This window comes from Nonomuraea sp. B19D2 (genome assembly GCF_040137845.1).
GTDB lineage: Bacteria > Actinomycetota > Actinomycetes > Streptosporangiales > Streptosporangiaceae > Nonomuraea.
Window position 1 is genome coordinate 253224 of record NZ_JBEFAK010000006.1, and the last position, 21587, is coordinate 274810.

23 protein-coding genes are annotated in these 21587 nt (G+C 71.6%); 2 read left to right on the forward strand and 21 right to left on the reverse strand.

Features of this window, described 5'->3' with window-relative positions:
- Positions 1 to 32: 32 nt before the first annotated feature.
- The 13 genes from hypE to ABN273_RS14355 are packed head-to-tail and all read right to left on the reverse strand — an operon-like array spanning position 33 to position 9518.
- Positions 33 to 1106 carry a hydrogenase expression/formation protein HypE gene (gene hypE, locus ABN273_RS14300; RefSeq protein WP_349449235.1) on the reverse strand — a complete coding sequence of 358 codons (1074 nt, stop codon included), beginning with the start codon at positions 1104 to 1106 and terminating at the stop codon, positions 33 to 35.
- Positions 1103 to 2257 carry a hydrogenase formation protein HypD gene (gene hypD, locus ABN273_RS14305; protein ID WP_349449236.1) on the reverse strand — a complete coding sequence of 385 codons (1155 nt, stop codon included), beginning with the start codon at positions 2255 to 2257 and terminating at the stop codon, positions 1103 to 1105. Before hypD ends, hypE begins: the two co-directional genes overlap by 4 nt.
- 22 nt (positions 2258 to 2279) lie before the next feature.
- Entirely contained in the window at positions 2280 to 2552 is a 273-nt protein-coding gene (locus ABN273_RS14310; protein ID WP_349449237.1) for a HypC/HybG/HupF family hydrogenase formation chaperone, read from the reverse strand.
- A complete protein-coding gene (locus ABN273_RS14315) occupies positions 2530 to 2895 on the reverse strand; it encodes a hydrogenase maturation nickel metallochaperone HypA/HybF (protein ID WP_349449238.1) in 366 nt (121 codons plus the stop codon). The genes ABN273_RS14310 and ABN273_RS14315 overlap by 23 nt, the downstream gene beginning before the upstream one ends.
- A 6-nt stretch (positions 2896 to 2901) precedes the next feature.
- Positions 2902 to 3009, reverse strand: coding sequence for a DUF6893 family small protein (locus tag ABN273_RS59450; protein WP_502911018.1), 108 nt, complete (start codon positions 3007 to 3009; stop codon positions 2902 to 2904).
- An 11-nt stretch (positions 3010 to 3020) separates the two neighbouring features.
- Positions 3021 to 3830 (reverse strand): hydrogenase maturation protease, encoded by an 810-nt coding sequence (locus ABN273_RS14320; protein WP_349449239.1) that lies wholly within the window; start codon positions 3828 to 3830, stop codon positions 3021 to 3023.
- On the reverse strand, positions 3827 to 4705 hold the full coding sequence (locus tag ABN273_RS14325; RefSeq protein ID WP_349449240.1) for a hypothetical protein: 879 nt from the start codon (positions 4703 to 4705) through the stop codon (positions 3827 to 3829). The genes ABN273_RS14320 and ABN273_RS14325 overlap by 4 nt, the downstream gene beginning before the upstream one ends.
- Before the next feature lie 6 nt (positions 4706 to 4711).
- Positions 4712 to 5350, reverse strand: a complete 639-nt coding sequence (locus ABN273_RS14330) for a DUF6084 family protein (RefSeq protein ID WP_349449241.1) — start codon at positions 5348 to 5350, stop codon at positions 4712 to 4714.
- An 11-nt stretch (positions 5351 to 5361) separates the two neighbouring features.
- Positions 5362 to 5580 carry a hypothetical protein gene (locus tag ABN273_RS14335; RefSeq protein WP_349449242.1) on the reverse strand — a complete coding sequence of 73 codons (219 nt, stop codon included), beginning with the start codon at positions 5578 to 5580 and terminating at the stop codon, positions 5362 to 5364.
- Positions 5577 to 6203 carry a DUF5947 family protein gene (locus ABN273_RS14340; RefSeq protein WP_349449243.1) on the reverse strand — a complete coding sequence of 209 codons (627 nt, stop codon included), beginning with the start codon at positions 6201 to 6203 and terminating at the stop codon, positions 5577 to 5579. The genes ABN273_RS14335 and ABN273_RS14340 overlap by 4 nt, the downstream gene beginning before the upstream one ends.
- Positions 6200 to 6637, reverse strand: a complete 438-nt coding sequence (locus ABN273_RS14345; RefSeq protein WP_349449244.1) for a NifU-related iron-sulfur-binding protein — start codon at positions 6635 to 6637, stop codon at positions 6200 to 6202. Before ABN273_RS14345 ends, ABN273_RS14340 begins: the two co-directional genes overlap by 4 nt.
- Before the next feature lie 12 nt (positions 6638 to 6649).
- Positions 6650 to 8455: a nickel-dependent hydrogenase large subunit gene (locus ABN273_RS14350; RefSeq protein ID WP_349449245.1), complete on the reverse strand. Its 1806-nt coding sequence runs from the start codon at positions 8453 to 8455 to the stop codon at positions 6650 to 6652.
- Positions 8456 to 8471: 16 nt separating this feature from the next.
- Positions 8472 to 9518 (reverse strand): NADH-quinone oxidoreductase subunit B family protein, encoded by a 1047-nt coding sequence (locus tag ABN273_RS14355; protein WP_349449246.1) that lies wholly within the window; start codon positions 9516 to 9518, stop codon positions 8472 to 8474.
- Positions 9519 to 9626: 108 nt separating this feature from the next.
- On the opposite strand from ABN273_RS14355, the gene ABN273_RS14360 reads away from it, so the two are divergent.
- Positions 9627 to 10142 (forward strand): hypothetical protein, encoded by a 516-nt coding sequence (locus ABN273_RS14360; protein ID WP_349449247.1) that lies wholly within the window; start codon positions 9627 to 9629, stop codon positions 10140 to 10142.
- Here the strand turns inward: ABN273_RS14360 and hypF are convergent.
- The 8 genes from hypF to ABN273_RS14400 form a co-directional block, all read right to left on the reverse strand.
- Positions 10118 to 12373 carry a carbamoyltransferase HypF gene (gene hypF, locus ABN273_RS14365; protein ID WP_349449248.1) on the reverse strand — a complete coding sequence of 752 codons (2256 nt, stop codon included), beginning with the start codon at positions 12371 to 12373 and terminating at the stop codon, positions 10118 to 10120. The two genes, ABN273_RS14360 and hypF, sit on opposite strands and share 25 nt — an antisense overlap.
- A 131-nt stretch (positions 12374 to 12504) precedes the next feature.
- Entirely contained in the window at positions 12505 to 13230 is a 726-nt protein-coding gene (locus ABN273_RS14370) for a WD40 repeat domain-containing protein (protein WP_349449249.1), read from the reverse strand.
- Positions 13231 to 13350: 120 nt separating this feature from the next.
- The gene (locus ABN273_RS14375; RefSeq protein WP_349449250.1) at positions 13351 to 14055 is read right to left on the reverse strand and encodes an alpha/beta fold hydrolase; all 705 of its coding nucleotides are present in this window, start codon (positions 14053 to 14055) and stop codon (positions 13351 to 13353) included.
- Positions 14056 to 14096: 41 nt separating this feature from the next.
- Entirely contained in the window at positions 14097 to 15062 is a 966-nt protein-coding gene (locus tag ABN273_RS14380; protein ID WP_349449251.1) for a metallophosphoesterase, read from the reverse strand.
- A 78-nt stretch (positions 15063 to 15140) separates the two neighbouring features.
- Positions 15141 to 15266 carry a hypothetical protein gene (locus tag ABN273_RS14385; RefSeq protein ID WP_349449252.1) on the reverse strand — a complete coding sequence of 42 codons (126 nt, stop codon included), beginning with the start codon at positions 15264 to 15266 and terminating at the stop codon, positions 15141 to 15143.
- 100 nt (positions 15267 to 15366) lie between these two features.
- Positions 15367 to 19668, reverse strand: coding sequence for a cation-translocating P-type ATPase (locus tag ABN273_RS14390; protein ID WP_349449253.1), 4302 nt, complete (start codon positions 19666 to 19668; stop codon positions 15367 to 15369).
- Between the two features lie 28 nt (positions 19669 to 19696).
- The gene (locus ABN273_RS14395) at positions 19697 to 20281 is read right to left on the reverse strand and encodes a hypothetical protein (RefSeq protein ID WP_349449254.1); all 585 of its coding nucleotides are present in this window, start codon (positions 20279 to 20281) and stop codon (positions 19697 to 19699) included.
- Positions 20282 to 20412: 131 nt separating this feature from the next.
- On the reverse strand, positions 20413 to 20883 hold the full coding sequence (locus ABN273_RS14400; protein WP_349449255.1) for a PPOX class F420-dependent oxidoreductase: 471 nt from the start codon (positions 20881 to 20883) through the stop codon (positions 20413 to 20415).
- A gap of 70 nt (positions 20884 to 20953) precedes the next feature.
- Between ABN273_RS14400 and ABN273_RS14405 the strand changes: the two genes are divergently transcribed.
- Complete coding sequence (locus ABN273_RS14405; RefSeq protein WP_349449256.1) at positions 20954 to 21586, forward strand: nucleoside/nucleotide kinase family protein; 633 nt, start codon at positions 20954 to 20956, stop codon at positions 21584 to 21586.
- Position 21587 lies beyond the last annotated feature (1 nt).

Below are 21587 nucleotides of genomic sequence, written 5' to 3' on the forward strand. Positions count from 1 at the left end.
CAAGCGTCTCTGCACGTGCGAAGTAGCGGTCCTCAGCAGATGCGGGGTAGCGGATCGCCCACCAGCACGTCGACCACCCTGGTGCCGCCGAAGGCGGTGCGGAGCAGGACCAGGCCGGGTGGCGCGTCGGTGACGGTCCCGATGATCGCGGCGTCGGCGCCCAGCGGGTGGGCACGCAGCGTCTCGAGTGCCGGACCGGCGTGCGCGCCGTCCACCACCGTCACGAAGCGGCCCTCGCAGGCCACGTAGAGCGGGTCGAGGCCGAGGAGCTCGCACACGCCGGTGACCTCCGGCCGTACCGGGATCTGATCCTCCTGCAGCACGACGGCCACCTCCGAGGCGCGGGCCACCTCGTTGAGCACCGTGGCCACCCCTCCCCGGGTGGCGTCTCTCAGCGCCCTGACGTGCTCCGGCAGCGCCTTCAGCAGCTCGGAGACGATCCCGTGCAGCGGGGCCGTGTCGGACGTGATGGGAGCCTCGATGCCGAAGTCGTCCCTGGCCAGCATGATGGCGGCGCCGTGCTCGCCGATCGGGCCCGACACGATGACGGCGTCACCTGGCTGCGCACGCGCGGCCGACAGCGTGACCGGCTGTTCGAGGAGGCCGACCCCGGCCGTGGTGATGTAGCAGCCGTCGGCCTTGCCGCGCTGGACGACCTTGGTGTCGCCGGTGACGATCGTCACGTCGGCCGCCGCCGCGGCCGCGGCCATCGAGGCGGTGATGCGCCGCAGGTCGGCGACGGGGAAGCCCTCCTCCAGAATGAAGCCCGCCGACAGGTGGACCGGCCGGGCCCCGCACATGGCCAGGTCGTTCACGGTGCCGTTGACGGCCAGGTCGCCGATGTCGCCGCCGGGGAAGAACAGCGGCGACACCACGTAGGAGTCGGTGGTGAAGGCCGTTCGCGCGTCCCCGAGCCGCAGGAGCGCGCCGTCGTCCAAGGGGGCGAGCAGCGGGTTGCGGAACGCCTCCAGGAAGACGGCCTCGATCAGGGTCTGCGTGGCCTTGCCACCGGCGCCGTGCGCCAGGGTGATGAGTTCCTCCCTGATGACGGGCTTGCGCCGCCGTATGCGCTCGATGCGGTCGAGAACCTGCTGTTCGCGGCTCATGCCCGGCTCGCCTCCTCCGCCAGCGGCTCGCGAGCCGCCGCGCGCATCTGCTCCCGGCTGAAACGACCGAAGTTGTAGTACGCGGCGCAGGCGCCTTCAGAGGACACCATGCAGGTGCCGATCGGCGTCTCCGGCGTGCACGCGGTGCCGAACACCTTGCACTCCCACGGCTTGAGCACGCCCTTGAGCACCTCGCCGCACTGGCACGACTTGGGGTCGGCCACGCGCACGCCGGGCAGCTCGAAGATCCGCTCGGCGTCGAAGGCGGCGTACTCGTCCGCCATGGCGAGTGCGGAGTGCGCGATGAACCCGAGCCCGCGCCACTCGAAGTGCGGTCGCAGCCGCATCACCCGGCCGATGGCCGACAGCGCGATGTGGTTGCCGTGCCAGGGCACCACGCGGGCGTACTGGTTCTCCACCTCGCAGCGGCCCTCGGCGAGCTGGGCGAGCAGCATGTGCACGGAAGCGAGGATGTCCAGCGGCTCGAACCCGGCGACCACCAGCGGCTTGCCGTAGTCGCGGGCGATGAACTCGTACGGCTCGCAGCCGATCACCGCCGAGACGTGGCCGGGACCGATGAAGCCGTCGAGCCGCAGGTCCGGCGAGTCGAGGATGGCCTTGACCGCAGGAATGATCATGACGTGGTTGCAGAAGACGGAGAAGTTGGCCAGACCCTCCTCCGCGGCCCGCAGCACGGTCATGGCCGTGGAGGGCGCGGTGGTCTCGAACCCGATCGCCATGAACACGACCCTGCGGTCCGGGTTGGCCCGCGCGATCTTGAGCGCGTCCAGCGGCGAGTACACCATCCGGATGTCGGCCCCCGCCGCCTTGGCATCCAGGAACGAGCCGGCCCCGCCGGGCACCCGCATCATGTCGCCGAACGACGTCATGATCACGTCCGGCTGGCGGGCGATGTGGATGGCGTCGTCCACCCTGCCCATCGGGATCACGCAGACCGGGCAGCCCGGCCCGTGCACGAGGTTCACCTCAGGCGGCAGATGGTCTTCCAGGCCGTGCTTGTAGATCGTGTGCGTGTGGCCGCCGCACACCTCCATGAACGTGTACCGGTGGCCCGGCCGGCAGCGCGCGGCGATCTGCGCGGCGAGCGCCCGTGCCCGGTCCGCGTCGCGGTACTCATCGACGAACCGCATCAGAGGCCCCCCTCAACCGATCTCACGCGATGTCCGAGTCGCGCAGCGCGTCGAGCTCGTCCGCGTACGGTTGCCCGAGCCCCTGCAGGTAGTCGAGCACGGCCTGCGCCTCCTTCTCGGAGATCTTGGACAGTGCGAACCCGACGTGCACGAGCACCCAGTCGCCCGGCCCGAGCCGCTCGTCGGCGAGCAGGCCGATGTTGATCCGCCGGCGCACGCCGCTGACGTCCACCACGGCCAGGTCGTCGTGCTCGGGAACGCGCTCGACGAGCTCACCGGGGATGCCGAGACACACCGGGCACCTCCTCACCGAAGGTGACGGACTCCAGGACCAGCTCGTCGCCGCCACTGATGTCGACGTCGTCACCGCCGCAGACCGGGCAGACGGCCAGCGCGTCCACGGACTCGGAGAGGCTGCCGCAGGTCTCGCAGCGCACTGTCATCGGCGTGATGACGAGCTCCACGGCGGCGTCCTCCGCGGCCGTGCCGGCCGCGGCCATCGTGAACGCCTGGTCGAAGGCGTCGTCCAGGACGGCGTGCCGGGCGCCGATGCGTACCCGGGCGGCCGTGACCCGCCTGCCTCCCGCCTGCTGCTGGATCAGCTCGACGAGGCCCTCGCACATCCCGATCTCATGCATGCTGCCCTACATTCGTTCCATCTTGAGATACCGCCGGATGTCCGGCCATTGGTGGACGATCAGCGCCGCCAGCCCGCAGACCACGAGCAGCGTCAACACGCGTGACTTCCTCATCTCACATCACCTCACCGGGGTGCCGGATCGCGGGAGCCCGGAACGGTGCTTTCCGCAATCATTTCCATAACCAGGGACTTCACAAGGCTCGCCGCCTCGCCGACCATCGCCCGTACGGGCTCGCTCAGCTCGAACGCCGCCTCCTCGACCGATGCCGGCTCGCAGCAGACGACCCGCACCAGCGGGGGGATCCGGCCGAGCTGCCGGGCCAGCCGCAGGACCCTGACCGGGTCCATGCCGTGCGCCTCCACCAGCGTGCCGCCCTCGTCCGGCAGCTCCGGCTCGAGCACGGTGAGCGTGCCAGGGGCCTGGCCGCGTGCCGCCGCGTCCACGAAGACCACGCCCGCGTAGTCCCGTTGCAGGGCGTAGGCCAGGTCCATGCCGCGGATGCCGAAGTCGACGACCTCCATGCCCGCGACGGCCGCCTCCCTGCCCATCTCCGGGGCCAGGCGGCGGACCACCTCGACGCCGAACCCGTCGTCTCCGAGGAACACGTTCCCGATCCCGGCGACCAGGACGCGGGCGGGACTCCCGAGGGGTTCGATCTCCTCGGCGGAGTAGAAGAACCGGTGCCCGGGCAGCCGGGCCTCGCCCAGGTCGCGCCCGGGATCGTCGTCGAGCGTGACCGCGACGTGGAAGGCGCCCTCGTCGTCCTGCTCCACGCTCTCCACCACCGCGACGCGGCCGTCGAGCACGAGGTCGAAAACGTCGGCCTGTTTGCCGGGCCGCAACCGGACCCGGCTGCCCGGCCCGACCGGCACTCCGCCGACCACCACCTCGCCGGGGCCGCGGCTGGTCATCTCGTCCCAGAATTCGTTCATGGCTCCGTCCTGCGCATGATGCCGTGCAGCCGCATCAGCTCCTCGGGCGTGAGGGCCTCGCAGCGGTCGAGGATCTCCCTGGCGCGTGGGTCGCCGTCCCGGATCTCGCGCCGCTCCTCGTCGCTGAGGGCGAGCACGCTCAGCGTGAGCAGCTGGTCGATCTCGGTCGCGTCGAACAGGTCGCCTGGGCTCTCCGGCGAGATCTTCGGGTTGTCGTACAGGATGATCGGCGAGGACAGGACGGTGTCCTGCCCGACGAGCACCGGCCAGGCGCCGACGTTGTCGCAGCCCGCCGCGTGCGCCCGCAGCTCCTCGGGCGGGTCCATGAGCGAGACGAACCGGGCGTCCCGCGCGCGCAGCACGGTGTGCGCGGAGACCAGCGTGCGCAGCATGACCTCGTCGCGGGTGCCTCCGTGCCAGGGCGTCGTGTTGGCCACCTCGACCGTGATCCGGAACAGGCCCGGCCGCAGCCGCCGCGCGCTCGCCTCGATCCGGCCGGACAGCGCCTCCCAGCTGCGCACCACGGCTTCGGGGCCGCGCCGCAGCCCGTCCGGAATGTCAATCTTCGTCATGACGGGGCCGGACAGCAGCTCGTCCAGGACGAGCCCCGGCACGTTCACCTCGCGCTCCCGCGCCTCCTGGCCGGGCGGGTTGCGGGTCACGACGTGCAGGAAGCGCACGCACACGTCGACGGTGTCGCCGGGCTCGGCTTCGAGCAGGCACTCGGTACGCATCAGACACGGGCTGCCGTACCCCTCGGGGTGGACGCCGCCGATCGTCCAGCGGTGCCGGTTCTTCAGCGCCGACTCCCGGTACGGCCACAGCAGGTAGCCCTCGTACAGCACGGCCTGCGCGATCTGCCTCACCTGGTCCATGCGTGATCAGCCTCCGCTCGTCTCCAACAGCGACCGCACCGCGTCGTCCCAGCCGAGCAGGGTGTGCCGCACCCGGTGCGCGTACAGGCGGTCGAACGTGTCGCGCTCCAGCCGGATCCAGGCGGTGCGCGGGAAGTGGCGGTCCATGAGCTCCTTCCACACCGACACCGGCATGCGGAAGTCCGCCTCGGTGTCCCACGGCAGGTGGGCGGCCTGCAGGCGGCCCTCGTCCAGGTAGAAGAGGGTGCCGGTGAACAGGAACCGCAGCGGTACCTCGCCGTCGGGCAGGCCGTGCAGGTATTTGGCCGCGGCCACGTCGAAGTCATACGTGCACGGGACGGTGATCGGCGTGGTGGTGCTGCCCGCGAAGGCCGGGACGTGCGTGACCGTCTGCGTCCACAGCAGGCTGGCGAGGTTGCGCCCCCATGTCGCGGGCGGGCCGAACAGCTCCGCGAGCCGCTCCCGCGCGTGCTCGTCGTAGCCGCGGCCGACGGCGTCGATGCGGAGCTGCGTGGCCAGGGTGAGCGCGCGGATCGGCGCGTCCGCGTCCAGGTGAAGCAGGAAACGCAGCGCGGGCGCGACGGCGGGCTCCGCCGCCTCGACGCCGCGCACCTCGATGCGCAGCGCCGGTGATGTCGGTGGCATGGTGATCGAGGTCAGGCGGGCGACAGGTTGGGCATGCCGGGCTCGATCGGGTCGTGCCTGCCGGGGTTGATGCCGGTCGAGCGCCTGGCCGTGGAGCGGCCGTCGGGCAGGTGCCCGTCCTGCCTGTCGTAGTTGCCGCTCGTGTTCCCCGCGTGGACGCCCTTGACGTGGGCGGGCGCGTCGGGGCGCACGTCGCGCCGGCCGGTCTTGATCGCCGTCTTCTTTTTCACGCTGTACTCCTGTCGCTGCCGGCGACCGGCGAGGACCGGTTGCCGAGGTCGGTGAAGAATCGCTTGATGTGCTCGCGTACCTCCGGGCCGCCCGTTAGGCCACGCCACCGGGTACGGATGGCGCCGACGAGCGCGTAACAGTCGTCCACCGGCACGATCCAGGCGCCGCGGTCGCGGTCGGCGAGCAGGGCCTCGACGTCGGGCTCCAGCTGCTGGAGCACCGGGTTGTCCCGCCGCAGCCGCTCCCAGGCGGGCAGGTCGACGGGCGCCTGCACCGCCCCGGCCGGGCTCGGGTAGTACTGCGCCGGGAGCCCGGTGCCCGAGTCGTGGATCACGAACACCGTGCGCACCGGCGCCCGCAGGCCGGCCCAGGTCTCCTCGTCCAGGCTGAAGCCGCTCAGCCGCAGGCGGCGCTCCGGCACCAGCCGGTAGTGCCCGCCGCCGGCCGCCGCGTGGTCGAACAGCACCTGGCAGGCGCGGCACGCGCAGCGCAGCTCGCGGGCCGGCAGCTCAAGCAGGTGGCGGTGGATGGCGGGCAGCGGCTCGCCGCACAGCTCGCAGTCCTGTTCCCGATGCGGCCGCTCGCGGGGCCGCGAGGCGAGCCGGCGCAGCAGGCCGGTCATGTCGCCCGCGCCCGGCGGACGGCCAGGCTCTCGACCGGGATCAGGGGCGTGTCGGCGAACTCGATCTCGACCCGGTCGATCTCCGGGGCCGCGTCGTGCACCGCCTGCCGCATCGCGGCCGCGGACGAGCGGCAGCCGCCCGCCCGCAGGCGCAGGCGTACCAGGTCCTCCTCGACGGTGAGCACGTCGGCCGGGCTGCCGGCGAGCGCCGTCTCCACCCGGGCCCGCGTGTCCAGCGGGTGCAGGTCGTGCAGCAGGAGCAGCGGCGAGACCAGCTCGTCCGCGGCCAGGCGCGCCGCCGCCTCCTCGTCCACGACGGTCATGACCCTGGCCAGGCCCTCGCCGTACAGGTCGAGCAGCTCGCCGACGAGCTCGGTCGCGGCCGGGTCGGCCTGCTCGAGCAGCGACTCGATCCGGTCGATGCGCTCGTTCATCCGCCCGTCCCCTCAGCCGGCGAAGCTCGCGCCGAACGTGGGCGAGTGCACCTGCTTGAGCACCTTGCCGTCGCCCAGGTACATGTGCACCCCGCAGGGCAGGCACGGGTCGAAGCTGCGCACCGTACGCATGACGTCGATGCCCTTGAACGACTCGGCGCCGTTCTCCTCGAAGATCGGCATGCCCTGCACCGCGTCCTCGTACGGGCCCGGCGTGCCGTGCACATCGCGCGGGCTGGCGTTCCACGGCGTCGGCGGGTACGGATGGTAGTTGGCGATCTTGCCCTCGCGGATCACCACGTGGTGCGAGAGCACCCCGCGCACCGCCTCGTGGAAGCCGACGCCGATCGCCTCGTCCGGCACGTCGAAGTCGGTGAACACCTGCGTGCGCCCGGCCCTGACCTCGCCCATCGCCTGCTCGAGGAAGTGCACCGCCATCGCCGCCGCGTACGCGACGAAGTACGCGCGGGCGCGGTTGCGCTCGATGGTGTTGGCCCAGCGCGGGATCTTCCATTCCAGCCGCGTCTCCGGGAACGACGCGCTCTTGGGCAGGTTGATCTCCACGCTCTGCCCGGTGGAACGGACCGTGCCGGTGTCGACGAGGCGGCCGAGCGCCGTGGCCCACAGCCGGGCCAGCGGGCCGCCGCCGGTGTCGAGCGCCAGATGGTCGCCGGTGCGCGAGTCGAACCAGCGGGGGCTCATCACCCAGCTGTAGTTGCCGCCATCCAGGTCGCGCTTCTGCGGCCTGGGCAGGGTCGTCTGGTTCCACGGGTGGCGCTGGTCCACCGGGTTGCCGAGCGGGTCGTGGGTGACGAACGTCTCCTCGGACTGCCAATCGTCGTAGTACGAGCTGCCCAGCAGGATCCTGATGCCGAGGTTGATGTCCACCAGGTTCGTGGTCAGCAGCTCGCCGTCCAGGACGATGCCCGGCGTGACGAACATCCGGCGGCCCCAGCCGTTCATGTTCCGGTAGTCGTAGTCGACCACCGCGGGGTCCTGGAAGGCGCCCCAGCAGCCGAGCATCACCCGTCTGCGGCCGACCTCCTCGTAGCCGGGCAGCGCCTCGTAGAAGAAGTCGAAGATGTCGTCGTTCATCGGGACGGCCCTCTTCACGAAGTCGAGGACCTTCAGCAGCCGCGCCAGGTAGTCGGTGAACACCTGGGGCGTCGCCACGGTGCCCACGCCGCCCGGGTACAGCGTGGACGGGTGCACGTGCCTGCCCTCCATCAGGCAGCACATCTCCCTGGTGATCCTGCTGACCTGCAGCGCCTCTTTGTAGAGGTCGCCGCTGAACGGGTTGAACGCCCGCATGATGTCGGCGATCGTCCGGTAGCCGTGGACGCCGGCGCCCGGCGCCTTGGTCGTCTCTGCCCGGCGCAGCAGGCTCGGGTTGGTCTCCTTGACCATCTGCTCGCAGTAGTCGACGAAGACCAGGTTGTCCTGGAAGAGCGTGTGGTCGAACATGTACTCGGCCGCTTCGCCCAGGTTGATGATCCAGTCGGCCAGCGGCGGCGGCTTGATCCCGTAGGCCATGTTCTGGGCGTAGATCGAGCACACCGCGTGGTTGTCGCCGCAGATGCCGCAGATGCGGCTCGTGATGAAGTGCGCGTCCCGCGGGTCCTTGCCCCTCATGAACACGCTGTAGCCGCGGAACAGCGACGAGGTGCTCTTGCACTCGACGACCTCGCGGTTCTTGAAATCGATCTTCGTGTAGATGCCCAGGTTGCCGATGATCCTGGTGATCGGGTCCCAGGACATCTCCACAAGTTCGCGGGCCTCGCCCGCCCGCTTCCTGGTCGGCGCCGTACGGATTGCCACCTCGCCGCTCTCCCTCTCAGCCGTTTCCCCAGCGCGGGTCGAACCCGCTTGTCAGCTTGCGGCGGTTGTGGCGCCACTTGGGCTCCTTGTTCGCCGCCTTGTTGGTGATCGCGCGAAGGCGGCGGATCAGCCGGCCGTACTGGCTGCTGAGCGCCACCGACACCGACGCGCCGGGGGGTTCGTCCATGAACGGCATGAACTTGTCGGGGAAGCCGGGCATCGTGCACGCGATGCAGATCCCGCCCACGTTGGGGCAGCCGCCGAGACCGTCCATCCAGCCGCGCTTGGTGACGTTGCAGTTGACCACCGGGCCCCAGCAGCCGACGCGCACCAGGCACTTCGGCGAGCTGTAGTCGCGGGCGAAGTCGCCCTGCTCGTAGTAGCCGGCGCGGTCGCAGCCCTCGTGCACCGTCTTGCCGAACAGCCAGGTCGGGCGGAGCATGTCGTCCAGCGGGATCATCGGGGCCAGGCCGGCGGACTGGTACAGCAGCCAGGTCAGCGTCTCCATGAAGTTGTCCGGCTGGACCGGGCAGCCCGGCACGTTGACGATGGGCAGGCCGCCCGCCGAGCGGAAATCCTTGCCCAGGTAGTCGGCCAGCCCCATGCAACCCGTCGGGTTGCCGGCCATCGCGTGGATGCCGCCGTACGCCGCGCAGGTGCCGATCGCGACGACCGCCCACGCCTTGGGCGCGAGCCGGTCGATCCACTCGTTGACCGTGATGGGCTCGCCGGTGGCCGGATCGTTGCCCATCGACGTCCAGTAGCCGTCGCCGTTGATCCGCTCGTTCGGGATGGAGCCCTCGACGACGAAGATGAACGGGCCCAGCTCGCCCCTGTGTGCCTGGTGGAACGGGGCCATGAAGGCGTCGCCCACCTCGGCGGCCAGCACCTTGTTGTGCAGGTGCACCTTGGGTAGTCCCGGCACGAGCCCGAGCAGGACGTCCTCGAGGCTCGGGAGTGTGGCTGCGGTGACCGAGACGGTGTCACCGTCGCAGCTCATGCCCTCCGAGGTCCACAGGATGTGCACCTCTTCCAGGGCAGTCGGCATTTGCGTGGTTGTCATGGCCCAAGCCCCCTTCTTGGCCCTGTAGAGGTTTAGGTCCCCATTCATTTGGTATCCGACCTGCGACTCTACGTAGCGGACATACCGTGTTGAGGAGGGTTGTAAACCATGACCCAGACCCTGCCGCCCCGTACCGGCCCATACGAGGACCTGCGGGAACGCGTACCCGTCCGGCCTCGCCGGTCCTTGCCGCGCGCCGCGGCACGGGGTGCGATCGGCGCCATGGCGATGTCCGGGCTCCGGCAGATGACGACGTCGATCGGCCTGGTGGCGAAGGTCCCGCCCGAGTCCGTGCTGGAACGCACCGTCCCCAGGCTCTTCCGCCGGGTGCCCTCCGAGCAGCGGCCGGCCCTCGTCGAGCTGGCGCACTGGGGGTACGGCGCGTGCGGCGGGGTGCTGTTCGGGCTGCTGCCTGCCAAGGTCCGCGGCCGTCCGTGGGTCGGGCCGATCTACGGGGCGGCGTTCTGGGCTGCCTTCGAGGCGGCCATCGCGCCCATGCTCGGCCTGCCCCGCCATCCCCGCACCGCTGGGGAGCGGCTCGCGCTACTGGCCGACCATCTTGTGTACGGGATCGTGGTCGGCGCCTCGCCATGGCCTCATCAGGAGAAACCCGCCGAGGACTGATCGCCGTACGAGCGGAGCCGGTCGCGGGCGGCGGCCACGGCCACCTGGCCGAGGCTGACGCCGCCGTCGTTGGCCGGCACTCCGGCGTGGGTGAGCACCCGGAACCCCGCGCCGCTCAGCCGCTCCACCGTGCGCCGGAGCAGCAGCAGGTTCTGGAAGACGCCGCCGGACAGCGCCACCGTCGCCAGTCCCGTGCCGTCGCGCAGCATGAGGCAGCAGCGCACGATGAGATCGCTCACGCCGTTGTGGAAGCGGGCGGAGATGACGGCCGGATCGGTGCCGGCGGCCAGGTCCGCCGCGGCGGCCCGCACCAGGTCCGCGCCGGTCACGACGAGCTCGTCGGAGATGGCCGCCGGGTAGCCGTCCCGCTCGGCGGGGTCGGCGAGCTGCTCCAGCTCGATCGCGGCCTGCCCCTCGTAGGTGATCGTGTCCCGCACGCCCAGCAGCGCCGCCACGGCGTCGAACAGCCGCCCCGCACTCGAGGTGACGAGTGCCCCGCGCAACAGCGAGGTCACGCTCGCCCACCAGCGCTCGTTGCGCCGGGCCACGTCCAGGGTCTCGCCGTCGCCGTCCAGGTAGGCGGCGGCCATGCGCCAGGGCTGGCGGATCGCCGCACTGCCGCCCGGCAGCGGCACGGGCGCCAGATGTCCGGCCCTCTCGAACGACGCCAGGTCGGCGAGGAGGAACTCGCCGCCCCACAGGGTCCCGTCAGGCCCGTAGCCGAGCCCGTCGAACGCGACGCCGATCACGCGACCCTCCTCGCCGTTGTCGACCAGGCACGAGGCGATGTGCGCGTGGTGGTGCTGCACGGCGGTCAGCTCGACGTCCCGCAGGCCCATGGCGTGCTTGGTGGACAGGTACTCCGGATGCAGGTCGTGCGCGACCACCTCGGGACGCACGCCGAAGAGCGCCGCGAAATGCTCGATCCCTTCGACGTAGGACCGGAGCGTCTCGTAGTTCTCCAGGTCGCCGATGTGCGGGGAGACGAACGCCTGACGCCCCTTCGCCAGGCAGAACGTGTTCTTCAGCTCGGCGCCGCAGCCGAGAATGTGCCGGGGCGCCTCCCGGGGCAGCGTGAACGGGCGCGGGGCGTGGCCGCGCGATCTCCGCAGGATCATCCCTTTTCCGCGGAAGGGGCGTACCACCGAGTCGTCGGCACGAAGGTGGATGGGCCTGTCATGCGTGAGGAACGCGTCCACGATGCCGCCGAGCCGGTCCAGGGCGTCGCGGTCGTCGTACGCGATGGGCTCGTCCGAGCTGTTGCCGCTCGTCAGCACGATCGGGGCGCCCGTGCCGGCGAGCAGCAGGTGGTGCAGCGGCGTGTACGGCAGCATCAGCCCGAGGCAGCGGTTGCCCGGTGCGACCGCGCCGGCCACCGCCGACTCCGGGCGGCGCGGCAGCAGCACGACGGGACGCGCGCGATCGGTGAGCAGCGCCGCCGCCGGCGCGTCCACCTCGCACAGCCGCCGGGCCTCGTCCAGGTCGGCGACCATGACGGCGAACGGCTTGCCCGCGCGCCGCTTGCGCCGCCGCAGCTCGGCGGCGGCGCCCTCGTCGGAGGCCAGCACCGAGAGGTGGTAGCCGCCGATGCCCTTCACCGCCAGCACCCCGCCCGCCCGCAGCACTCCGGCGGCGCCCGCCAGCGGGTCGCCCGCCGCGCCGACCAGGTCGAGCGTGGGGCCGCAGGCCGGGCAGCAGATGGGCTGGGCGTGGAAGCGCCGGTCGGCCGGATCGTGGTATTCGGCGCGGCAGTCGCCGCACATCTCGAACCCGGCCATCGTGGTCAGCGGCCTGTCGTACGGCATCGCCCGCACGATCGTCAGCCGCGGCCCGCAGTTGACGCAGTTGACGAAGGGGTAGCGGTAGCGCCGGTCGGCGGGGTCGGCCAGCTCCGCCAGGCAGTCCCCGCAGGTCGCGATGTCCGGCGACACCAGCGTGCGGGACGTTCCCGACGGGTCGCTCTCGGCGATGTGGAACCGGCCGCCGGCCCGCGCCGCCTTGGCGGTCGAGGTGATGGTGACCCGGTCGATCGAGGCCAGCGGGGGCGCGTCGCTCTCCAGCCGCACCAGGAACTCGCCGATCTGGTCGCGGCCGCCTTCCAGCTCGACGAAGACGCCGCGGGCGTCGTTGCCGACCCGGCCCGCCAGGCCCAGGCGCGTCGCCAGCCCGTGCACGAACGGCCGGAACCCCACCCCTTGGACCACGCCCTCGACCCGTACCCGCACCCCCATCGGGCCAGTCTGCAACGAAACCCGCACGGACTGAATCACCCTCGCCGCCCGCCCGTGTGTCGGCCGCTGCCTGCGGAAACGGAGGCGGCGTCCCGGCTCCCCAAGGAGCCGGGACCGCGGGGAAACCTCGGTCAGCCGCGCGAGATCAGCGACCAGCCGTTGTTGACGGGGGAGAAGGCCACGTTGTGGATCGGCAGGCCCTTGGCGGCGAACTTCTTCATCATCTGGAAGCACTCATTGTCGATGCCGCGGGTGTAGAAGGCCTTCCCGGCGACGACGGCCCAGCCGCCGGTGTAGGGGAAGGCGACCCTGGTCACGCGGCGCCCGGCCCGCGACAGCTGGCGCATCTTCTGGAAGCAAGCCTCGTCGATGTTGCGGGCGTAGAAGCCCTTCGTACCGACCACGACCCAGCGGTTGCCGCCCGCCGGGGGGAAGGCGACGTGCACGACCTGCTGGCCCGCCTTGTAGTACGAGAGGATCCGCTGGTAGCACTCCTCGGGGATGTTGCGGGCGAACAGCGTACGGTCGCCGGTGATCACCCAGCCGCCCTTTGGGGTGAAGGCGACGCAGTGGATCCTGTTGCGGGCCGCAATCATCTGCTTCAGCTTGGCGTAGCACTCGTCGGGGATGTTGCGCGCGAAGTAACGGCCGTTCTGCGTCACGATGACCCAGCCGTTGGACGGCGTGAACGAGAACGTGGTGATGCCGGAGGGCGCCAGCTTGCCCAGCTTCTTGTGCGCCTCGTCCAGAATTCTCCGGTTGAAGAAATACCCCCCGGCCGCTTCCGCCGGGCCGGCAAGCCCGAGGGTGGCCAGCCCGGTGGCGCCGGTCAGCGCGAGGAACCCTCTCCGGTCCAAGTCAAACTCCTCTTACAGATTGTGGATGCGCGTGCCAGTTTGGCCGCATCTGCGAGAGGATGCCATGATCTCGGCGGTTTTGCACCCGATAGTCCGTAGAACCGGCTGGTGTCTGCTGTTTCAGGGGGTTTGACCGGATGGCCGGTTTCCCGAGAGGAAGGCGCTCACCGCGGCGATGAACGCCTCCGGCTGGTCCCTGTGGACGTGATGTCCCGCCGGAATCGTCGTCATATGCCCGTCGGGTACGAGCTCTGCTATCCGGGCGAGCTCATCTTGCGGCAGCTGGCTCTGCTGCCCTCCGGCGATGACCAAGGTGGGGGCCGTGATGCGCTTGAGCAGGTCCCAGTAGGCGGGATCGGGCTCGTTGCGCTGGCGGTAGATGGCGGCGACGGCATTCCAGTCGAAGGGCGCGTCGGGGTCGGGGTCCTCCGGCAACGTCCGCGGCGGGTTGGCCGCCACCGGTGGCGGCGGCTCCTCCAGGACGAGCCGGTCCACGCGCTCGGGATCTTCGCCCGCCAGGAGCCAGGAGACCACGGCTCCGAGCGAATGCCCGATCAACGTCACCTTGGACAGGCCCAGCGCGTCCAGGGCGGCACGCAGGTCGTCGCGCATCAGCTCGAACGAGTACTCGCCGGCCCGGTCGCTGCTCCCGTGCCCGCGCAGGTCCACCGCGAAGACGCGATGGGTCCCGGCCAGCGCGGGAGCGACGACGTCCCAGGCGGAGCCACTCTCGCCGAGCGAGTGCAGAAGGATCACGGGTGGCGCCGACGCCGCCCCCCGTGTGCTGTAGGCCAGACGCAGGCCATTCGCCTCAATTGTGTCCATGCCTCACAGTGTCGCAGCGGGGCGCCCTCCCGGAGCGGGACTCAGTGCCCGGTCACGGTCTGCGGCTGCCAGGAGAAGACGGCGGGCGCCTTGGGGTCGGCGGTGACCTGCAGCCAGTGGGCGGCGGTGTCGCCGTACGTCTCCAGGCGGGTCAGGTTGGCCACCCCGGCGTACCCGGGCTCCACCTCGTAGACGTGCTCGTCACCGTGCACGAGCAGGACCGGCTTGCCGTAGGCCCGCGCCCGCTCCACGATCCTGGCCCGGATCTCGGCGAACCCGGGCGTGTCCATGGGCTCGGCCTGCATCATCAGCAGCACGCCCGGCGCGTGCGTACGGCCGGCGACGGCGAAGGCGTCGTCGATCCAGTCGAGCGCGGCGGCCTTGCGCGCCTCGAACTCGGCCAGCCGCTCCTGCGGGCGGTCACCGCCGGGCAACTGGCTCCACGGCGCCAGGTCGTTCTCGCTGCCGACCACGTGCACCGTGGCGAAGACCACGCCGGAACGGGTGAACAGCACGTTCTCCCGATAGTCACTGTGGCGCGGGTCGCGGGCCTGGGTCCGCACGCCCATCGGGTGCCCGCCGAGCGTACGCCCCGCGACCGGGTAGAACACGCGGCGGACCGCTTCCAGCCGCTCGGTGGGCAGGTAGCCGCCCGCGGCGGTGCGGTGACAGTCGGTCCACTCGTTGTCGCCGGGGGTGAGCACGAACGGGTCGTCGAAGGTGCCGAACAGCTCGGCCAGGGTGGCGAAGCGGGCGTCGTCGCACCTGGTGGAGCCGCTCTTGACGTCACCCGCGTGGAGGACGAAACGGACGTCCCGGTCGGCGTTGACGGATCCGATCAGGCTCGGCAGCGCGGCCTGCTGCTCGTCGCCGTACGGGGTGTCGCCGATGAGGGCGAAGGTGATGGCGGACCCGCCCTCCGTGCCGGAGGGGGCGGCGTGCGCCGGGCCGGACGGCACGACCAGTGACGACGCGATAAGGGCAGCCAAAAACAGAGATTTGCGCATGCGCGATTCTCAGCAGGCCCCGGACACCGGTCGGTGACGTCGAGCCAACGGTTCGGAGAACCCTGGCCGACGAGGCCTCTAGGCGAATCGGAAACCCGCGGGCTGGATGATCGACGCGGCGAGGCTCTGCATGAAGCGCGTGATCAGCGCCTCGAGCAGCATCATGGCGGCCTTGGCAAGCAGGGAGGCCAGGAACTCGGACAACTCTCTACCTCACAGACGAAACTACACTTAAGGTCATATTTCAGTAGAAAAGTGTATATACGGTCACACTTCAGGTGTCCATTCGGTGAACAGCCGATGACTACTCCGGACTCGGCCGTTCGATCATGGCCGCCACGAGGGCCGCGGCCACGGCGCAGCCCAGCCCGATCCCCCAGCCGATCGGGCCGACCGGGCGGCAGCCGAAGAGCTGGCTGAGCCCGGGCACGGAAACGATCACACCCAGCGCGCCCAGGGACGACACCGCGGCGAGCACCACCGTCCGATCCCGGCCGCCCAGCGCCAGGGTCTGCATCAGCTGGGCCGACACCAGGCCGATGAGCCCAACTGTATCCGCCCGCCCCCGGGTGCCGGTCATCCGCGCGAGCAGCCACGCCGCGCCCGCCGCGACGGCCGTGGTGACGGCGCGCAGGTAGATGTCGCGGGTCAGGGGGGCGCCGAGCGAGGCCTCGGGTCCCTCGGCGAGCAGCTTTTCCGGGCTGGCGGCGCTGGGCGGCCGGACGGCCACCGCCATGGCGGGCAACATGTCGGTGAGCATGTTGACCAGCAGGAGCTGGCGGGCGTTCAGCGCGCTACGCCCGGTGAGCAGGCTGGATCCCAGCGTGAAGGCGATCTCTCCGACGTTGCCGCCGAGCAGGATGCCCAGCGCGTCGCGGACGGAGGCCCACATGGCCCGGCCCTCGACGATCGCGTCGATGATCGTCTCGATGCGGTCGTCGATCACCACGATGTCGGCGGCGGCCCTGGTGGCGGGGGCGGCGTGCGACCCGAGGGCCACGCCCACGTCGGCCAGCCGGATCGCGGGCACGTCGTTCGCGCCGTCGCCGGTCACGGCCACGACGCTGCCGGCCTTGCGCAGGCAGGTGACGATCCGCGCCTTGTGCTCGGGCGTGACCCTGGCGAACACCGCCACCTCCGGCAGCGCCCCGGCCAGCGCGTCGTCATCCAGCTCCTCGAGTTCGGGGCCGGTCATGACACACCGGCCGTTCAGCGCGCCGGTCTCCGCGGCGATGGCCTCCGCCGTGCTTGGGTGGTCGCCGGTGAGCATGACGACGCGTACGCCGGCCCGCATGAGCCCCTCCACGCTGCGCTTGGCCGTCGGGCGCACCGGATCGGCCAGGCCGAGGAACCCGAGGAAGCACAGGCTCTCGATGCGGGACTCGTCGAGGTCGGCGCGGCTGGAGGCGGGACGCTCGGCGACGGCGAGCACGCGGTAGCCGCGCAGGGCGAGCCGGTCCACCTCCTGCTCCAGCTGCCGCCTGATCCGATCGTCCAGCGGGACCTTCGTTCCGTCGATCATGACGCTCGTGGAGCGGGTGAGCACGATCTCGGGAGCGCCCTTGACGCTCAGGAGCTGGCCCGATTCGGAACGGCCGAGCACGGCGTGGTAGCCGCGGGCCGGTTCGAAGGGCAGCTCGTCCACGCGCTGCCACGTGCGCAGCCCGTACCGGGGCGTGACGCCGAGCTTGCCCGCGCCGTCAACGATCGCGCGGTCCGTCGGGTGCGGGATGGCGCGCCCGCCCTCGAACCTGGGCCCGGCGCGCAGCGCCGCGCCGACGATGGCCCTCAGCTCGGGCGTGGCCTCCTCCACCGCCTGATCGACCCGGCCGTCCGACACCCGGCGCAGGCTGATGTGGCCCTCCGTGAGGGTGCCTGTCTTGTCGAAGCAGAGCACGTCCACCCGGCCGAGCGCCTCGATCGTGGACGGGTTGCGTACCAGCGTGTTGTGGGCCGACAGCCGCTTGGCCGAGGCGAGCTCGGCCACGGTGGCGACGAAGGGCAGCCCCTCGGGGACCGCGGCGACCATCATGCTCACGGCGGGGCCGACCGCCTGCGACAGCGGCGAGCCGCGCAGCAGCTCGACGACCATCAGGAGCAGGCCGGAGCCGAGGGCGGCCGGGAGGATCCGGCGGCTCAGCGCGCGCAGGCGGAGCTCCACCCCGCTCGGCGGCGGCCGTTCCTGGGTCAGCCTGGCGGTCCTGCCCGCCTCGGTGGCCTCCCCCGTGGCCACGACCACGGCGAGGCCGTGCCCCGCCGCGACGGTCGTCCCCTCGTACACCATCGAGGCCCGATCCGCGACGGCGGGCGCCGCGGTCGGCGCGTCGGTCTTGCTGACGAGCTGCGACTCGCCGGTGAGGGGCGACTCGTCGATCTCCAGTCCGTGTGCCTGGATGAGCCGCCCGTCAGCCGGTACGGCATCGCCGGCCCGTAGCTCGATCACGTCCCCGGGCACCAGGGAATCGGCGTAGCCCGACACGGCGCCGGTGGGGCGACGCAGGCGTACCCGGACGGCGGTGGTCTCGGTGAGGTCGTGCAGCGCCCGGTCGGCGCTTCGCCGCTGGGCGCCGCCGAGCAGGGCGTCCACCCCCATCACGCCGCCTATCAGCACGCTGTCGAGCAGTGAGCCGACCGTGGCCGACACGCCCGCGCCGGCGGCCAGCACCGGGGTCAGCGGGTTGGCCAGCTCGTGGATGGACGCGCTGAGCAGGGACTCCGGGCCGGTGACCAGGGGACGCGCCGGTGCCGTCCGACGGCGCTCGGCCTCCGCCTCGGTCAGCCCCTCGGGCGAGGTGCGCAGCCGGGCCAGGACGTCGCGGGCCGCCATGGCGTGCCAGGGCGTGTGGTCGGCGCGGATCGGCGCGGCCGTCCGCCCGGCGCCGCGGCCCGCCCACTCCCCGGCCACGAGGGCGGCCAGCGACGTGCAGTCACGCGCCAGGTTGGCACGTCCGACCGCGGCCGCGGCCGGGCCGAGGAACGCCACCCCCGCCCCGGCGATCGAGCCGGCCGCCGCCACCCACACGCTCCTGACGCTCGCCTTCCTGGCCGCCGGCAGGCACCGGAGCAGCAGGTACGCGCCCTCCAGCGCGCCGATCACATCGGCGTCCCACGGGACCCTGCGCACCCCCTCGAGCACGCCGATGCCCAGGTCGGCCTGGCGCAACCCGCTCCGGCCACGCTTCGACACCACGGCCACGGCGTGTCCCTCGGACTGCAGCGCCCGCACCGACGAGGCCAGCCGGTTGCCGTTCTCGACGACCCGGCCCACGCCCAGCCGGCGGGCGAGGGCGGGGTCCCCGCCGGCCAGGACCACCTCGCACGTCGCCTTCGGGGCCGCGACCAGAGCCTCGGCGAGCGGATGCAGCTCGCGGGCCAGGCGGACCAGGGCGATCGGGGCGCCCTCCCGCGCCACCTCGACTGACCGCACCCCCTCCTCGGGCGTCTCCGCGCGGGGCTCGGCGCTCCACCCGTCGCGCTCCCGCCGGGCCGAGGGGTCGGTGAGGTCAAGGAGCGCGTACAGGCGGGCGTGCAGATCCTCCAGATCCACGTCGGAGGCGAGCGGGACGACGCCGTCGATCGTCCACGCGCCCGTGGTGAGCACCGCGGCGTCGAGAACGACGGTGTCGATGCGGTCCATGCGGTTGAGCGCCGCGCGGTCGAGCACGATCGTGCCGCGTCCGGCGAGGCAGCGGCCGACGGCGCTGGTGAAGGCGTCCCTGCCGTGCGCCGCGGCCCTGGGGATGCCGGCGATCAGCACGGACAGGCCCCGCTGGTGGTCGCGGCTGAGCACCGTGGTGATGCCGTGCCCGGCCAGCGAGGCCGCACTGGCCGCGTCGGCGTAGCGCTCCACCGGCCCGTGGGGCAGCGGGGCAGGGCGCGGGGCAGCGGCGGCTCTGGTGTGGCGGTACGCCCCCTTCCCGGCGGCGAACTCGTCCTCGCGCAGCTCCCACGCCCGGGAACCGGCACGCGCGGCGGCGAACCGGCCGGCCGCGGCGATGGAGTCGATCAGCAGCGACGACGGCCGCATGGCCAGCGCGTACGTGACGATCCTGGTCACCGTCATCAGCGCGTCCGCGCCCGGCTTGCCGATGCGCTGCTCCAGCTCCCTGTGGACCCGTGGAGTGTTCTCGGCCAGTGAGAGGAAGCCGGGGACCGCCGTGGTCAGCCTCGGGACGTGGGCCAGCCGGCCGGCCAGGGCCAGCCCGGTGCCGGCGAGGTGCAGGCCGAGACTGACCGCGGCGCGGGCCTGCTGCTCCGCGCCGTCCAGCGCCCGAGGAGGGGGGGATCCATCACCCCCTTCATCGGGTTCGTCGAGCTCCTCCACGACGGTCACGAACTTGCCGAGGTCGTCCGTCTCGGCGTCGCAGGCCACGAACACGCAGCCGAGCGCCCCGTTCACCTCGGCGCGCGCGGCGCCCAACGCGAGCAGCCGCTCTTCCAGTACGCGGGCGGGCCGCTCGGTCCGCGGCCCGCCGATGTTCCGCAACTCGATTCGAACCCCGCCTGGGCACGGCTGCACCCGGCGGGAGCGCGGGAGGATGCTCCTTATCGGTTCGGGGAGCATGTTGAGCAGCGTGTCAGTACTGAGCAGGCCGAACAACGCCATGTAGGCCTCCCGTCTACGGCGTCGCGGCTCACTTGCTAGGTGAGGTGCTCTTTCGCCTGCTGGTCGAGCTCGAGGTCGAGGTGGTCTTTCCGGTGGTGGTCTTGCGCCCGCCGGCCCCGGCGGTGGTCGTGGCAGCCCCGCGCCGGGCGGTGGTCGTGGCCCGCCGGGTGGTCGTGGCCCGCTTGCTCGGCGGCGTCGGCTCCTCCTTGGCCGCCGGGGCGGTCTCGCGTGCCCGGCTCGGTTGCCGGGTCGGTTGCCGGCCGAACATCGGCGCCCCCGGCCGCCGCTGCGCGATGATCGTTCCGGCGCCGATGGCGGCCGCCACGGGCCACTCGAGCACGCCGAAGACCGCGAGCGCGCCGAGCGCCCCGTAGTAGGCCATGCGCTCGGGTGCCGGAAGGAACGTCCGGGCGACGTCGACGTAGTGGCCGAGCTCCTGCCTGCTGACGCGCGGCATCTCCATGTGTGGCATCTCGATGTGTGGCATCCCGATGTGCGGCATCCGGACGTCCGGTTGCCGCACCTGGATGCTCAGCATTGGCAGGTCCAGCGTGAACTGCCTTTTACCGTTGGGCGTGGCAGTGGCGCGCCCACGCTGCTGGGCAACAGCCATGACCCCTCCTCCAGGACGAGAAAACCTGTAGGTCTCCCTATCCACCCCCAGTCCCTCTATTCCGGATGGGAGGGATTTGGAGGCTTTTTCCGACCTAAATTTGGTGCTTTCGATGGGGGAGGGGCCGGCCCTTACTGCCCCGGCACCAGGCGGGCGGGGAAGCCGCCGGTCGCTATGGGACCCCAGCTGTCGATGTGGAGGCGGATCAGCGACTTGTCCTGACGGCGCATGGCGGCGCGGTATTCATCCCAGTCGGGGTGCTCGCCGGAGATGCACCGGTAGTACTCGACGAGCGCCTCGAGGGCGTCGGGCATGTCGAGGACCTCGGCGTGGCCGTCGACCTGGACGTACGGGCCGTTCCAGTCGTCGGACAGCACGCAGATCGACACGCGCTCGTCACGGCGGGCGTTGCGCGCCTTGACCCGGTCGGGGTAGGTGGAGACCACGATCCGGCCGCCCTCGTCGACCCCGCAGGTGACGGGCGAGAGCTGCGGCCGCCCGTTCTTGCGGGTGGTGGAGAGCAGGCCGTGGTGCCTGGGGCGGAGGAAATCGAGCAGTTCGGGCAGGTCTACGTGGCGGGCAGTGGCGACGTTCGGAGCCATCTCATGTGCCTTTCGGTCATACTCAGTCCTCCGATCCTTCCACCCCGCATCGGCCTCTATCCTTCATGCGGTGAACGGTGAGCAGCTCCTGCAGCGCGTCCACGGGCTGGCCGCGGCCGGTGAGCGGGTCGTGGTGGGCATCGCGGGATGCCCGGGCGCGGGCAAGTCGACGCTGGCCGGCTGGCTGGCCGAGCGCCTCACGGCGTCCGGGCTGCCGGCGGTGTGGGTGCCGATGGACGGCTTCCACCTGGCCGACGTCGAGCTCGAACGCCTCGGCCGGCTGCGGCGCAAGGGCGCCATGGACACCTTCGACGCCCACGGTTACCTGGCGCTGCTGCACCGCCTCCGTGCCGAGACCGCCACCGTCGTCTACGCCCCGTCGTTCGACCGCGAGATCGAGCAGCCGATCGCGGGCGCCATCGCGGTGCCGCCGGCCGCGCGCGTCGTGGTCAGCGAGGGCAACTACCTCCTGGCCGACGCCGACCCGTGGCGGCAGGTGCGGGCGGCCATGACCGAGGTCTGGTACGCCGAGGTCGACGACCGCGTACGCCTGGACCGCCTCACCCAGCGGCACATCCGCTTCGGCAAGTCCCCCGATCATGCCGCCCGCTGGGTCGCCGAGGTCGACGAGCCCAACGCGGTCGCCATCCGCGCGACCCGCGAGAGCGCCGACCTGCTGGTGGACCTCGGCGCGTTCTCCTGAA